The sequence below is a fragment of the Cupriavidus alkaliphilus genome, from assembly GCF_014191175.1.
Classification (GTDB): Bacteria; Pseudomonadota; Gammaproteobacteria; order Burkholderiales; family Burkholderiaceae; genus Cupriavidus; species Cupriavidus alkaliphilus.
The window spans coordinates 1022041-1035149 of the sequence record NZ_JACHWE010000002.1 but is presented as its reverse complement, the minus strand read 5'-3'; the positions used below and the strand labels follow the sequence as shown (position 1 = coordinate 1035149).

The following is a 13109-nucleotide window of genomic DNA, read 5'->3' as shown; positions in this document are numbered from 1 at the left end:
GGGTAGTCAAAGCCAAAGGAGACCAACGATGCAACGCAACACAGTCAGGAAGACCCTGGCGGCCGTGGTGGGTGCCACGGCCTGCCTGAGCGCATGGGCATGGGAGCCGGCCAAGCCGGTCGAGATCGTGGTGCCGTTCAGCGCCGGTGGCGCCTCGGACCAGATGGCACGGTCGATCCAGGGCATCATCGCCAGGCACAAGCTGATGAGCCAGCCGGTGATCGTGCTGAACAAGGCGGGCGCCAGCGGTGCCGAAGGGCTGATGGATACCAAGGCATCGCAAGGCAACCCGCACAAGCTGCTGGTGGCTTCGTCGGCGCTCTACACGGTGCCGATGGTGAGCCACCTGCCATTCAGCTGGCGCGACCTCACGCCGGTGGCGATGATTGCCCAGGACGAGTTCGTGTTGTGGACCAATGCCGCGGCACCGTACAAGTCCGTCGCGCAGTTCATCGACGCGTCCAAGGCCAGCGCGGGCAAGATCAAGGTCGGCGGCACCAGCTCCAAGCGCGAAGACCAGATCATCAGCGCGCTGGTGCAGAAGAAGACCGGCACCCGCTTCATCTATGTGCCGTACAAGGGCGGTGGCGAGGCCGCCACGCAGCTGTCGGGCCAGCATATCGACGCCAACGTGAACAACCCGTCCGAATCGATCGGCCAGTGGCGCGCCGGCGAGCATCGCGCGCTGTGCGTGTTCGCGCCGGAGCGCATGGCCTACAACGGCAAGGTCACGCAGACCCAGAGCTGGCATGACGTGCCGACCTGCAAGGAGCAGGGCCTCGACGTGCAATACCAGATGCTGCGCGTGTTCATGATGCCGGGCGGCGTGACCCCGGAACAGCAGAAGTATTACGTGGACCTGATGCAGAAGATCGTGGCCACTCCCGAGTGGAAGGAATACCTGGAGAAGAACGCGCTGAAGAACGAGTTCCTGACCGGCAAGGCGCTGACCGACTTCCTGGCGCGCGACGAAGCCGCGCACCGCGACATCATCAAGGAGGCGGGCTTCGTCGCCGCGCGCTGACGGCACGGATCACCAACGGGCTGCGCCGCGCGGCGCAGCCGATGACCTGAAGCAAGGCAGGGGACAACATGGATTCACAACAGGAAGCGGCGCATGCGGGCGCCGGCATCTCGGTCAAGGCGGTTGAACTGGCAGTGGCGCTGTGCCTGCTGGCCGGCGCGCTGGTGGTGATCTGGAGCAACCATGCCATCGGCGCCGGCTGGGCGCCGGACGGGCCCGAAGCGGGCTATTTCCCGATGCGGGTCGGGATCATCATCCTGGCCTGCAGCGTGCTGGTGGGCGTGCAGGCGCTGCGCGGGGACCGCGCCGCCGTGTTTGCGACGTGGCAGCAACTGCGGCAGGTCGGCGTGATCCTGGTGCCGCTGACCGTGTATGTCGGGTTGATCGGGCTGCTCGGCATCTACGTCGCGTCGGCGGCCTTCATCGCCGGCTTCATGGTGTGGGTGGGCAAGGCGGCGTGGTGGAAGGCCGCGCTGATCGGCGTCGGCGTCAATGCCTTGCTGTTCTGGATCTTCGAGATCCAGTTCCGCGTACCGCTGCCCAAGGGCCCGCTCGAAGCGGCGCTGGGCTACTAGGGAGGGGCCGGTCATGGATGAACTCAATGCGTTGATGGGTGGTTTCGCCGTGGCGCTGTCATGGCAGAACGTCGGCCTGATGTTCGTCGGCATCCTGCTTGGCATCGTGGTGGGCGTGCTGCCCGGCCTGGGCGGCCCCAATGGCGTGGCGATCCTGCTGCCGCTGACGTTTTCGATGGACCCGGTGTCGGCCATCATCATGCTGTCCTGCATCTATTGGGGCGCATTGTTCGGCGGGGCGATCACCTCGATCCTGTTCAATATTCCGGGCGAGGCCTGGTCGGTGGCCACCACCTTCGACGGCTACCCGATGGCGCAGCGCGGCGAGGCCGGCAAGGCTTTGACCTCGGCCTTCACCGGCTCGTGCCTGGGTGCGCTGGCCGGCGTGCTGCTGATCACCTTCCTGGCGCCGCTGGTGGCAAAGTTCGCGCTGCGCTTCGGCCCGCCCGAGTTCTTCGCGGTGTACCTGCTGACCTTCTGCAGCTTCGTCGGCATGGGCAAGGAGTCCAAGCCCAAGATCCTGATCGCGATGTGCCTGGGCTTCGTGCTGGCGGCGGTCGGCATGGATACGGTGTCGGGCACGCTGCGCATGACCTTCGGCTCGACCGAGCTGCTGCGCGGCTTCGACTTCCTGGTGGCGGTGATCGGCCTGTTCGGCATCAGCGAGATCCTGATGACGATGGAGGAGGGCGTGGCCTTCCGCGGCAAGCAGGCTCGCATCGACCTGAAGGTGGTGCTGAAGACCTGGGCCGAACTGCCGCGCTACTGGCTGACCGTGGTGCGCTCGTCGGTGATCGGCTGCTGGCTGGGCATCACCCCGGGCGGCGCCACCGCGGCGTCGTTCATGGGCTATGGCGTGGCCAAGCGCATGGCCAGGGATCCCGATTCGTTCGGGCAGGGCAACGTCGAAGGGGTGGTCGCACCCGAGACCGCCGCGCATGCGGCCGGCACCAGCGCGCTGCTGCCGATGCTGGCACTGGGCATTCCCGGGTCCGCCACCGCGGCGGTGCTGCTGGGCGGCCTGATGATCTGGGGCCTGCAGCCGGGGCCGCTGCTGTTCGCCGAGCAGGGGCCGTTCGTATGGGGGCTGATCGCCAGCATGTACCTGGGCAATATCGTCGGGCTGATCGTGGTGCTGTCGACGGTGCCGCTGTTCGCCGCGATCCTGCGCATTCCGTTCTCGATCATCGCGCCGCTGATCCTGGTGATCTGCGCGATCGGCGCGTACACCGTGAACGGCGCGTTGTTCGACGTCTGGCTGATGCTGGGCTTCGGCGTGGTGGGCTATGTGCTGAAGAAGCTGGATTACCCGTTGGCGCCGATGGTGCTGGCGCTGGTGCTGGGCGACCGGGCCGAGGACGCGTTCCGGCAAACGATGCTGGTGTCGTCCGGGGCGTTGGATGTGTTCTGGTCGAATGGGCTGGTGGGGACGATCATGGGGCTGGCCGTGTTTGTGCTGGTGTGGCCGGTGGTCAGTGATTTGAGGATGCGGGCGAAGCGGGCGGCGTGAGGAACGGGCGGTCGTGACTGGCCGCCTTCTTCAGCAGGGATCCCCCGCACGACCCCAGGGACACCGCCGGCGCGGCACACAACAATGCACTCATCTGCGACAACTCCCGCAGGATATCGAGATGCAACGCACTGGTCTCGACGCTCGCCGCAAGCCGCTGCGCCACTCGCGCAATATGGCGCGCGGTGAAGCGCTCGGCGCGTCCCTGGAACTCGGCAGCGCAATCGCGCAGCAATGCCGCGGCGGCGCGGTCGTTGGCAACGAACAGCGACAGCCTGGTGCGCAGGTGGGTCACCAGCAGGTCGCACAGGTCGAGCAGCTCGGCGCTGCCTGCGTCCGAGAAACGGAAGTTGCGGCTGAGCTTGCGCTGGTCCAGGTCCAGCAGCACCCGCTCGACGATGTCGCCGACATACTCGAGATTGATGTTGACCAGCATGATGTCATCCCAGCGCGCGGCGTCCTGTTCGCCAAGGCGCGTGGCCGCGACGTCGGTCAGGTACAGCTTGACCGACGAGTACAGCTCATCGATGCGGTCGTCGAGAGCGCGGCAGCGGGCATTCAGGGCGCGGTCGTTGCCGGCGATCGCCAGCTTCATGCCCTGCAGCATTTCTTCGATGACGTCGCCGATGCGCACCACCTCGCGCGCCGCATTGCCGAGCGCGACCGACGGGTGCTGCAAGTCGCCCTGGCTCAGGTAACGGGCCCCGGGGGGCTCGGCATCGTGCCGCGCATCGGGCAGCCAGCGCATGCACAGCGCCGCCACCGGGTTGACGAACCAGACCAGCGTCGCGGCCAGCGCCAGGTTGAAGGCCAGGTGGAAATCGATCGCCATGGTGCCGGCCTGGCTGCCAAGACGCGCCAGCAACGGTGGCACGGCATCGAGCAGCGGCAGGCAGGCCAATACGCCGATGATGCGGAACAGCAGGTTGGCCAGCGACACCCGGCGCGCGGCCGGTGCGCCGCCGGCGTTGGCCAGGCACGCAATCAGGCCGCTGCCCAGGTTGGCGCCGAGCACCAGCGGCAGCGCGGTGCCGGGTGCAATCACGCCGGCCATGGCCAGCGTGGCGGTGAGCAGCACTGCCGCCAGGCTGGAATAGGCGAGCAGGGTCACCAGCGCGCCCACCACCACCGCCAGCAGGGTGTCGCTGCCAAGGGCGTTGAACATGGCGCGCACGATGTCGGCATGCAGCAGCGGGGCGGTATAGAGCCGGATCAACTGCAGCGCCAGCGTGATCAGCCCGAGTCCGACCACGACTTCGCCGGCCTGCCCGCGCGCGCTGGCCTTGCCCGACAGGCGCAGGCCGATGCCGGCGACCAGCAGCAGCGGCGACAGCCACGCGATGTCGACCGCCAGCAGGCGCGCCATCACGCTGGTGCCGACATCGGCGCCCAGCACGATCGGCAGCGCCGCCGGCAGCGATACCAGCCCGCCGGCGACGAAGGCGCTGGTCATCAGCGCGGTCGCGCTGCTGCTCTGGATCAGCGCGGTGACACCCAGGCCCGCCAGGAAGCCGCGCAGCGGGCTGGCGGTGCCGGCGGCCAGCACCAGGCGCAGGCGCGGTCCCAGTACCTCCAGCATGCCGTGGCGCGTGACGTGCGTGCCCCAGATCAGCAGGGCGACACCGGACATCAGGGATAGCAGGATCTGCATGGCGCCTCGCGTGTGTGTGGCCGGTTGTGCCCGGTCGCGGCCGGCCTGGCCGGGCTTCAGTCGGCGTGGTTCAGCGCCAGCCGCAGGATGTCGAAGTTGCGCAGCCGCTGCCCGGGCGGCACGCTGACTTTGCGGTTGAACAGCAGCGGCACCTTCTGCTCGGACAGGCCGCCGTGCGAGCGCAGCGGCGCATCGAGGCCGCTCAGGTCGTGGCGCGCCGGCGTGGTGCCCAGCACCGTCAGGCGCTCGCTGACCACGACCAGGTCGCCGATGCGGTCGGGCGGAAGTTCGAAGCGCGCACTGGCGGCGCGCCGGTCCAGCACCAGCTCGATGCCGGGCAGCGCCGCGATCGCGTCATGCACCGCGCGCGGGTCGGTGCCGGCCGGCAGGTACACGGTGGCGTACGAACCCAGCGCGCCGTGATGGGCGACATAGGGGTCGGTGATCGGCAGCAGCACGCGGGTGGTATCGGTGCCGAAACGCTGGTCCAGCACCTGCTGCAGGAACACGATGTTCGGCGTGCCTAGCGCGTCGGTCTTGGCGTTCATGCCATGGTCCGCGGTGACGCCAATGACCGCGCCGAGCGCATCCAGCCGCTGCAGATAGCGATCGATCATCGCGTAGAAGGCGTTGGCCTGCGGCGTGCCCGGCGCGTGCTTGTGCTGGACATAGTCGGTGGTCGACAGGTACATCAGGTCCGGCCGCACGCTTTCCAGCAGCGCCACGCCGGCGGCGAACACGAACTCGGACAGCCCGGCGCTGTAGACCGACGGCAGCGGCATGCCGACCTTGCGCAGCACGTCGTCGATGCCGTTTTCCGCGAGGGTGGCCTGGTCGGCTTTCTCCGCCGAGAAGCAGATGCCCTGAAGGCCATGGCCCAGCAGCGCGCGCAGCTTGTCCTTGGCGGTGACCACGGCGACCCTGGCGCCGGCCTGTGCCGCGGCGGCCAGCACGGTGGGCGCTCGCAGGTAGCGGGCGTCGTTCATCAGCACCTCGGCGCCGGCTTCGGTGTCGTAGAAGAAGTTGCCGCAGATGCCGTGCACCGACGGCGGCACGCCGGTCACGATCGACAGGTTGTTGGGGTTGGTGAACGACGGCACCACGCAGTCGCCGCTCAGCACGGTGCCGCGCCGGGCCAGGCTGGCGAAGAACGGCGTGGCGCCCGCCTGCACCGCAAGGTTGATGTATTCCTGCTCGCAGCCGTCGATGCAGACGATGACGGTGGGACGGGCGGGAAACTGGTAACTGTGGCCGTTGGCCTGTATCGGGGTGCTCATGGAGTCTCTTGAGGCGGGATGTGAGAAGGGATTTGCCTGAGACCCATGCTAAGTTAGGCGATAAACTCTCACAAACGAGTTTATTTTCCAGGTTCTGTCAGGAAATCTCACAATGCCGCACAAGCTGCCCCCGCTCAACGCCCTGCGCATCTTCGAGGTAGCCGCCCGCGCCGGCAGCTATTCGGCCGCCGCGCGCGAGCTGCACCTGACCCATGGCGCGGTCAGCCGGCAGATCGAGATCCTGGAGCAATGGCTGGGGCAGCCGCTGTTTATCCGCCAGGGCCAGCGCATGGTGCCGACCGTGCACGCGCAGGCGTTCGCGCGCGAGATCAGCACGGCGTTCGACCAGATCGGCGCCGCGTCCGAGCGCTATGGCCGCATCGCCACGCGCAAGGTAGTGCGCGTCAACGCGCCGGCCACCTTTGCCATGCGCTGGCTGATCCCGCGGCTGGACGATTTCCGGCGCCTGCAGCCGGAGGTCGACGTGCGGGTCTCGACCGCCTTCAGCAACGAGGCGGGCTTCAACGGCACCTTCGACGTGGCGATACGGCGCACGCTGGAGCGCGGCGAGCAGTTCGAGTCGATGCCGGTCTTTGCCGAATACCAGACCGTGATCGCCAGCCCGGCGTTGCTGCGGCAGTTGCCGCTGCAAGAGGTGGAAGACCTGGTGGAGGGTGTGTTCCTCTATACGGAAACGCGGCCGGGCAGTTGGGAGTCATGGCTGCAGCAGGCCGGGCATGCGTCGCTGCTGCCGGTGCGCACGCTGCGCTTCGACCATTTCTTTGTCACGCTGCAGGCGGTGGCGGACAGCCTGGGCTTTGCCATCGGCACCTTTCCGACGCTGGAGGCTGACCGCGCCGGCGGGCGCATCGCCACGCCGTTCGGCGCGATCCGCGCGCCGGGCAACACCTACCATGCGCTGGTGCCGCGCGATGCCGACAAGCCGCTGCACTTGCGCGCCTTCCTGGAATGGCTGCAGCAACAGGGCGCGGCCGCCGGGGAAGAGTGAAGGGAGACGCGCCCGCGTGTTACGGGTGTCGGGATGAGGGGATGCATGGCGCGGCCCGCGCGCTGCGGGCCCGCGCCGGCCGGCGCTCAGGCGCCGTCGAGGAAGGTGCTGCGCTGGCCCACGCGCGTGCCGAGCGCATCGGGCGCCAGGCTCATGCTGGCGGGATCCACTGCCGACACCGTGCCGCCTGCCAGCGACGGATCGGCGGGCACCGGCGCCATGCCCGGCTGGGCTGGCGGCACGGGTGCCTGCGCATAGCTGCCAGCGGCGCCCGGGGCCACCGGAGCCACCTGGGCCGAGGCGGCCGACGGCGCCGCGGGCATCGCCTGCACCGGCTGCGCGGATTGCGTCGGCGGGGTGGACGGCATCGGCTGCATCGGCTGGGTCATCGGCATCGGCTGGCCTGGCTGCAGCGGCTGGGCCTGCTGCGCGAACAGCGGATAGGACGCGATCATCGCGCCGGCCATGACCAGGGATTTCGCCAGATGTTGCTTCATTCGTGTACCTCCTAGAAACGCCTACAGGCAGGGAATGACCACTGTAGCGCCGGGGCACCTGACATTCTGTTTGTTTTTGCAACGGTCGTTAACCAGTCTTGCCATCGCGGCCAAGGCAGGTTATTTGCGCACGCGGGTGGCCGTGCGCGGCGTCGTCATCGCCTGGCAAGGCGCTTCAGCGCGGCCGGGTCCAGCAGTTCGATCTGGCGGTAGGCGCGCCGGATCAGCCCGGCGTCCTGCCACGCCTGCAGTGTCTTGGCCACGGTCTGGCGCGAGCGGCTGACCATGTCGCCCAGCTCTTCGGCGCTGATGCGCACGATATGGTCGGTGCGGTCGGCCAGCTCCAGCAGGCGCGCCGCCATGCGCGCGTCGACCGGGGCCTGCGCCGCGCTTTGCGCATGGTCGAAGGCCACCCGCAGGCGCGCGCAGATCTGCTGCACGATCAGCTGCATGCCTTCCGGATGCGTGGCCAGGATGCGGTGGAAATCGCGCTGGCCGAGCACCAGCAGTTCGGTGTTGCCGACGGCGAAGGCGTCATGCGTGCGCGGCTTGCCGTCGAGCAGCGAGATCTCGCCGAACCAGCGCCCGCGCCCGATCACCGAGTACACCGACTCGCGCCCGCCGCTGCTGACCCGGCTCATGCGCACGCGCCCGGACACCACCATGCAGAAATACGTGGGCGGGTCGCCGCGCGCGAAGATCATCGCGCCGTCGCCGAAGCGCTGGCGGCGTGCGGCCTGCGCCACGGCGTCCAGCACGCGTGGCGGCGCGTTGCGCAGCCAGCCGCTGGCCAGCACGCTGCGCGGCAGCGCGCGCACCGGTTCGTCCGCATTCAACGCATGCTTCATCTTAGCCTTCACCTGACACCCCACATCGCCCCCCTTGCCGGAGCCGAGATTGTCTAACACTTAACAGACTTTGGCCTGGGGCGCCGGGACAATGCAGCGGGTCAACGACTCACTCAAATGCCCCCGGGAGGCCACGCATGGCGCAAGTCCAGCTTGTCGAAGCCGTAAAAGGCTCCGTAGAAGACTCCGTAAAAGACCGCGTCTCCGACGCCGAATGGCAGATGCGCGTCGACCTGGCGGCCGCGTACCGGCTGGTGGCCCACTTCGGCTGGGACGACCTGATCTTCACGCATATCTCGGCGCGCGTGCCGGACGCGCCGGACCAGTTCCTGATCAACCCGTACGGCATGATGTTCGACGAGATCACGGCCTCGAGCCTGGTGAAGGTGGACCACCACGGCGAGCCCGTGCTGGACACGCCGTATGACGTCAACCCGGCCGGCTTCATCATCCACAGCGCCGTGCACGAGGCGCGTCCGGAGGTCGGCTGCGTGATGCACACGCATACCGCGCACGGCGTCGCCGTGTCCGCGCAGCAGGACGGGCTGTTGCCGATCTCGCAGCAGGCGATGTTCGCGCTGACCGGGCTGGCTTATCACGATTATGAGGGCGTGGCGCTGCGCGAGGACGAGAAAACGCGGCTGGTGGCCGACCTGGGCCGCTGCAAGCAGATGATCCTGCGCAATCACGGCCTGCTTACCTGCGGGCGCACGGTGGCGGATGCGTTCCTGACCATGTACACGCTGGAGTCGGCGTGCCGCATCCAGATCCTGGCGCAAAGCGGCGGCACGGCGCTGACGCGGGTGCCGGACGCCGCCAGCACCAACATGGGCCAGCAGGCGCGCCAGGCCACCAAGGGCAAGGGCTCCAGCCTGGCCTGGCCCGGCCTGCTGCGCCGCCTCGACCGCATCGACCCCGACTACCGCAACTGACCATGGCCATCCTCGTCCACCTGCCGTCGTTCATGGCGGTGCCCATCACTGCGCTGCTGCGCGAGGCGGCGCCCGACATCACCGTGTGGAACGGCCGCGAGGCCGCCGTCGCGGAACAGGTCGAGGCCATCATCGCGTGGGGCCTGAAGCCCGGCGTGGTGCCGGCCTATCCCAACCTGCGGCTGGTATGCGCCGCCACCGCCGGCGTCGACAAGCTGCTGGCCGCGCCCGACCTGCCCGCGCACCTCCCGGTGACGCGCATCGTCGATCCCGGCCAGCAGGCCGGCATCGCCCGCTTCGTACTGGCGATGGCGCTGCGCCATACGCGTGCGCTGGGCCTCTACGCCGAGCAGCAGCGCCGCGGCGAATGGAAGCGCCATGCGGGGCGCGATGCCGCGCAGTGCCGCGTGGGCGTGCTGGGGCTGGGCGAAATCGGCAGCGAGGTGGCGCGCATGTTCGTCGCCATCGGCTACCCGGTCAGCGGCTGGAGCCGCGCCGCCAAGCACCTGCCAGGCGTCACCGACTTCACCGGCGACGACGGCCTCGACGCCATACTGGCGCAGAGCGATATCCTGGTCTGCACGCTGCCGCTGACACCGCGCACCGAGGGGCTGCTCGACCGGCGCACCTTGTCGCGCCTGCCGCGGGGCGCCTACCTGATCAACGTTGGCCGGGGCGAACATGTGGTCGAACCGGACCTGGTCGCGCTGATCGATGAAGGCCACCTCGCGGGCGCGGCGCTGGACGTGTTCGCCAAGGAACCGCCGGCGGCGGATGACCCGGTCTGGAACCATCCGCGCATCGAGGCCACGCCGCATATCGCGGCCGATCCGTCGTACCCGCTGGTGGCCCGGCAATGCCTCGACAACCTGCGGCGCGCGCGCGAGGGGCGCGCGCTGCTGAACCTGGTGGACCGGCAGGCCGGCTACTAACTCACGCTCACTAGGTCACGGTCACATCGGCCGTGCCTGCCGCCACTTCCAGCAAGCGCGTGCTGGCAGTGGCCGGCAGCGCCGGCGCCGCGCCGCCCGCGACCGGCTTCAGCGTGTGGAAGGTGCAGCTCAGCTTCTGCGGCGTCAGCGTGACCAGCGCGTAGCCCTCGGCATTGGTGTCGGCATGCCGCAGCCACGGATTGAAGGCGCGCAGCGTGGCATCGAAGGTATTGACGAGGGTGCCGCCCACGTTGCTGTAGATCAGCTCGCGCAGTGCGGCGAAGGCCGGGTCGGTATCGACCACGGTGCGGAAGGAACTGAGCAGCGTGTTGCTCGACAGCCCGGCCGTGACCAGATCCACCATTACGGGCGCCGGCGCCGCGGCATCGTAGTCGTCCATCACCTGTCCGCCGAAGAAGGCGTGGATATCCCCGCTCAGCGCCACCACGTTGCGGATGCCGTTGGTCTTCAGGAACGCCATCAGGTTCTTGCGTTCGGCGTTGAAGCCGTCCCACTGGTCCGCATTGAGGATAAAGCGTTCAAGCAGCGTGATCGCCGGCAGCCGGGCTTCGATCAGCGGCTTGATCGTGGCGTCGAAGTTGGCGCTGTCGATGCCGGCCTGCACCAGCACGTTGCGCAGCGCGGTATAGGCCAGGTTGACATAGGTGCCGGCGGCGCGCGCCGCGCGCAGGTCGTCGGCCAGCGCATTGGCGATCGCGGTCTCGAGCGAGGCCAGCGCGTTGTTGGCCACCACCAGCGCCCGTGCGATCAGCCGGGCCACCGCCAGCGGCACGTCGACCTGCATGCGCAGCAGCGACAGCTGGTTGCCCCACAGCTTCCAGGTGGTGGCATCGGCGCCGATGCGGTCCTGCCACCATGCGCGCTGGGTATCGCCCAGCATCGATACCGGCGTCAGGGCGTTGCCGGCGGCGGCGATTTTCTGCGCCTCGGCGGCGGCCAGCGTTGCCGTCGGCACGAAGTACAGGCTGCCGATCGAGCGCCCGACCGAGGCCTCGGGAATGATGTGGTCGGCGCGGTACAGGCGCTCGTCGGTCATCAGCAGCGTGGCGAGATTGCCGAAGGTGAAGGCGCGGTAGATCTGTATGTTCTGGAACGACGGGTTGTCCGGGTCCAGCGTCACGTCGGCCGGCATGAATTCGAACCACGCCTGGTTGGCTGCGCGGCGGCGCGCGGTGCGCGGGGTCTGGTCGTCGGTGATGTTGTAAGTCTGGCGGTCCTGCCAGCAGTTGTCCGAGAACTCGTGGTCGTCCCAGATCGCGATCATCGGGAATGCCGCATGCAGCGCCTGCAGGCGCGCGTCGCTGCGGTAGCTGCGGTACAGGTAGCGGTAGTCGTCCAGCGTGGTGGCGTAGATGCTGCCATCCGGCAGCGCGGTACCGTTGGGCAGCTGCAGCACGGTGTGGCGGTCCTCGACGTTGCCGGCGCGCGAGCCGCCCGGCACGGCTTCGTAGATGTAGTCGCCGACATGGACGATGAAGTCCAGGTCCTGCTGCACCAGCTCTTCCATGCCGGCCCAGTGGTTGGCATTCCAGTCCTGGCAGCTGACAAAGGCAAAGCGCAGCTGCGACAGCGGGGTGCCCGCGGCGGCGGCGGTGCGCGTGCGGCCGGTGGTGCTGGGGCGGTTGCCCAGCAGGAAGCGGTAGAAGTAGCGGGTGCCGGGGCTCAGGCCCGTGACCTTGTTGCGGATGGTGTAGTCCCAGTCCGGCAGGGCCATCAGGGGTTGATTCACCAACAGCGTGGGCGGGGCGAAATCCTGCTGCGTCGACACCTGCAGCCGCACCACCACCGGGCGCCTGCCGTTGCTGCCTTCCACGCGCGTCCACACGATCACGCTGTCGGGACGGGGGTCGCCCGACGCCACGCCATGCACGAAGTTGAAGTTCCCGGGGTTGCCGGTATCCGGTTCCGGCGCCGGGTCATCGTCGCCGCCGCCGCAGGCGCTGAGCCCGCCGGTGGCAACGGTGACAGTCAGGAAACTCCCCCACTTGAGAAACTGGCGGCGGTCCATGGTGCTCCTCCTGTTGTTGCTGTTGACCATGCAGCGCGCAGCCGCGCCCGGATGCCGCTTGCGGCACCAGGCTGTCGTGGGGCGTGCTGTTTTTCTGAATGGATACTAGTGGCTGGCCAGCGCACGCGCTGTCGGTGCGATTCCGACATCGATATAGGAGGAAGTCGACTGTTGGCGCCGCCGCCTCACGGCAGCGCGGCGCGCCAGCGCCACCATGGCGCTGCCAAGCCACGGTGCATAGGCGAGCGCGCCGCGGTCCAACAGCCACGGCGAGGCCGTGGCCAGCGGCAACACCGCCATCGAGAAGCAGAACGCCGCCGGGGTAATGCCGTTCAGTTGACCACCGTCGTTCCCGCGTAGGCGGGAATCCAGCGTCTTTCACGTCCTCTTCGGGGATAAGGTCAGGTTCATCGCCGAATTCCGGGGATGATGTGGGGGCGCATGGATGGATGCGGTTGACCTCGTGGATGCGCCGGCCCTCTCCCCCGCCCCTCTCCCGCAAGCGGGAGAGGGGAGCAAACCAGCGGGAGAGAAAGCCTTTGGGCTCGCGCGCGACAACGCTGTGCGAGCGCAGCGATGCACTCCGTGCCAGAGCCTAAGACCTGAGATTGGGAGCGCGCGCAGCGCAGCCGAAGGCGTCCCACCAATAACGTAGTCAGCAGGTTGCCACCGACCTAAAGTCGGGTTCGTCCATCCGACCTCGAACGCCAGGCACCTCCCGGTAGCGTCAGCAGGGTGGAACCACCGAACCCCTGACCGCAAGTCACCTCCACTGGAACCACCAACGCCGCCTTAGCCAGCCGCTTAGGCGACGCGCTCTTTGCC

General features: G+C 68.3%; 11 protein-coding genes. 6 read left to right on the top strand and 5 right to left on the bottom strand.

The annotated features are described in order from the left end of the window. The first annotated feature begins 28 nt into the window (after positions 1 to 28). The 3 genes from FHX60_RS11070 to FHX60_RS11060 all read left to right on the top strand — a co-directional run bounded on the left by FHX60_RS11070 (position 29) and on the right by FHX60_RS11060 (position 3109). On the top strand, positions 29 to 1024 hold the full coding sequence (locus FHX60_RS11070; protein ID WP_183283364.1) for a Bug family tripartite tricarboxylate transporter substrate binding protein: 996 nt from the start codon (positions 29 to 31) through the stop codon (positions 1022 to 1024). A gap of 68 nt (positions 1025 to 1092) precedes the next feature. Next, entirely contained in the window at positions 1093 to 1599 is a 507-nt protein-coding gene (locus tag FHX60_RS11065; RefSeq protein ID WP_112775647.1) for a tripartite tricarboxylate transporter TctB family protein, read from the top strand. 13 nt (positions 1600 to 1612) lie between these two features. Next, the gene (locus FHX60_RS11060) at positions 1613 to 3109 is read left to right on the top strand and encodes a tripartite tricarboxylate transporter permease (RefSeq protein ID WP_112775646.1); all 1497 of its coding nucleotides are present in this window, start codon (positions 1613 to 1615) and stop codon (positions 3107 to 3109) included. Here the strand turns inward: FHX60_RS11060 and FHX60_RS11055 are convergent. Both FHX60_RS11055 and phnA read right to left on the bottom strand, forming a co-directional pair. Further along, on the bottom strand, positions 3072 to 4760 hold the full coding sequence (locus FHX60_RS11055) for a Na/Pi cotransporter family protein (protein ID WP_183283363.1): 1689 nt from the start codon (positions 4758 to 4760) through the stop codon (positions 3072 to 3074). The two genes, FHX60_RS11060 and FHX60_RS11055, sit on opposite strands and share 38 nt — an antisense overlap. A gap of 56 nt (positions 4761 to 4816) precedes the next feature. Beyond that, complete coding sequence (gene phnA / locus FHX60_RS11050) at positions 4817 to 6037, bottom strand: phosphonoacetate hydrolase (protein WP_183283362.1); 1221 nt, start codon at positions 6035 to 6037, stop codon at positions 4817 to 4819. A 112-nt stretch (positions 6038 to 6149) separates the two neighbouring features. Here phnA and FHX60_RS11045 point away from each other — a divergent pair, with 112 nt between their 5' ends. Continuing rightward, positions 6150 to 7046, top strand: a complete 897-nt coding sequence (locus tag FHX60_RS11045) for a LysR substrate-binding domain-containing protein (RefSeq protein ID WP_183283361.1) — start codon at positions 6150 to 6152, stop codon at positions 7044 to 7046. Positions 7047 to 7132: 86 nt separating this feature from the next. Here FHX60_RS11045 and FHX60_RS11040 read toward each other — a convergent pair whose 3' ends face one another. Both FHX60_RS11040 and FHX60_RS11035 read right to left on the bottom strand, forming a co-directional pair. After that, positions 7133 to 7543: a hypothetical protein gene (locus tag FHX60_RS11040; protein WP_183283360.1), complete on the bottom strand. Its 411-nt coding sequence runs from the start codon at positions 7541 to 7543 to the stop codon at positions 7133 to 7135. 155 nt (positions 7544 to 7698) lie between these two features. Then, positions 7699 to 8391 (bottom strand): Crp/Fnr family transcriptional regulator, encoded by a 693-nt coding sequence (locus FHX60_RS11035; RefSeq protein WP_221209954.1) that lies wholly within the window; start codon positions 8389 to 8391, stop codon positions 7699 to 7701. 137 nt (positions 8392 to 8528) lie between these two features. Here FHX60_RS11035 and FHX60_RS11030 point away from each other — a divergent pair, with 137 nt between their 5' ends. Next, a complete protein-coding gene (locus tag FHX60_RS11030) occupies positions 8529 to 9323 on the top strand; it encodes a class II aldolase/adducin family protein (RefSeq protein ID WP_183283358.1) in 795 nt (264 codons plus the stop codon). A 2-nt stretch (positions 9324 to 9325) separates the two neighbouring features. Then, the gene (locus FHX60_RS11025) at positions 9326 to 10255 is read left to right on the top strand and encodes a 2-hydroxyacid dehydrogenase (RefSeq protein WP_183283357.1); all 930 of its coding nucleotides are present in this window, start codon (positions 9326 to 9328) and stop codon (positions 10253 to 10255) included. Between the two features lie 10 nt (positions 10256 to 10265). Here FHX60_RS11025 and FHX60_RS11020 read toward each other — a convergent pair whose 3' ends face one another. Continuing rightward, positions 10266 to 12284, bottom strand: a complete 2019-nt coding sequence (locus tag FHX60_RS11020) for an alkaline phosphatase D family protein (RefSeq protein WP_183283356.1) — start codon at positions 12282 to 12284, stop codon at positions 10266 to 10268. Positions 12285 to 13109 lie beyond the last annotated feature (825 nt).

Excerpts from the sequence above, each read along its gene's own strand:
- FHX60_RS11070 (WP_183283364.1), top strand. The coding sequence starts at position 29 with ATGCAACGCAACACAGTCAGGAAGACCCTGGCGGCCGTGGTGGGTGCC.
- FHX60_RS11065 (WP_112775647.1), top strand. The coding sequence starts at position 1,093 with ATGGATTCACAACAGGAAGCGGCGCATGCGGGCGCCGGCATCTCGGTC.
- FHX60_RS11060 (WP_112775646.1), top strand. The coding sequence starts at position 1,613 with ATGGATGAACTCAATGCGTTGATGGGTGGTTTCGCCGTGGCGCTGTCA.
- FHX60_RS11055 (WP_183283363.1), bottom strand. The coding sequence starts at position 4,760 with ATGCAGATCCTGCTATCCCTGATGTCCGGTGTCGCCCTGCTGATCTGG.
- phnA (WP_183283362.1), bottom strand. The coding sequence starts at position 6,037 with ATGAGCACCCCGATACAGGCCAACGGCCACAGTTACCAGTTTCCCGCC.
- FHX60_RS11045 (WP_183283361.1), top strand. The coding sequence starts at position 6,150 with ATGCCGCACAAGCTGCCCCCGCTCAACGCCCTGCGCATCTTCGAGGTA.
- FHX60_RS11040 (WP_183283360.1), bottom strand. The coding sequence starts at position 7,543 with ATGAAGCAACATCTGGCGAAATCCCTGGTCATGGCCGGCGCGATGATC.
- FHX60_RS11035 (WP_221209954.1), bottom strand. The coding sequence starts at position 8,391 with ATGAAGCATGCGTTGAATGCGGACGAACCGGTGCGCGCGCTGCCGCGC.
- FHX60_RS11030 (WP_183283358.1), top strand. The coding sequence starts at position 8,529 with ATGGCGCAAGTCCAGCTTGTCGAAGCCGTAAAAGGCTCCGTAGAAGAC.
- FHX60_RS11025 (WP_183283357.1), top strand. The coding sequence starts at position 9,326 with ATGGCCATCCTCGTCCACCTGCCGTCGTTCATGGCGGTGCCCATCACT.
- FHX60_RS11020 (WP_183283356.1), bottom strand. The coding sequence starts at position 12,284 with ATGGACCGCCGCCAGTTTCTCAAGTGGGGGAGTTTCCTGACTGTCACC.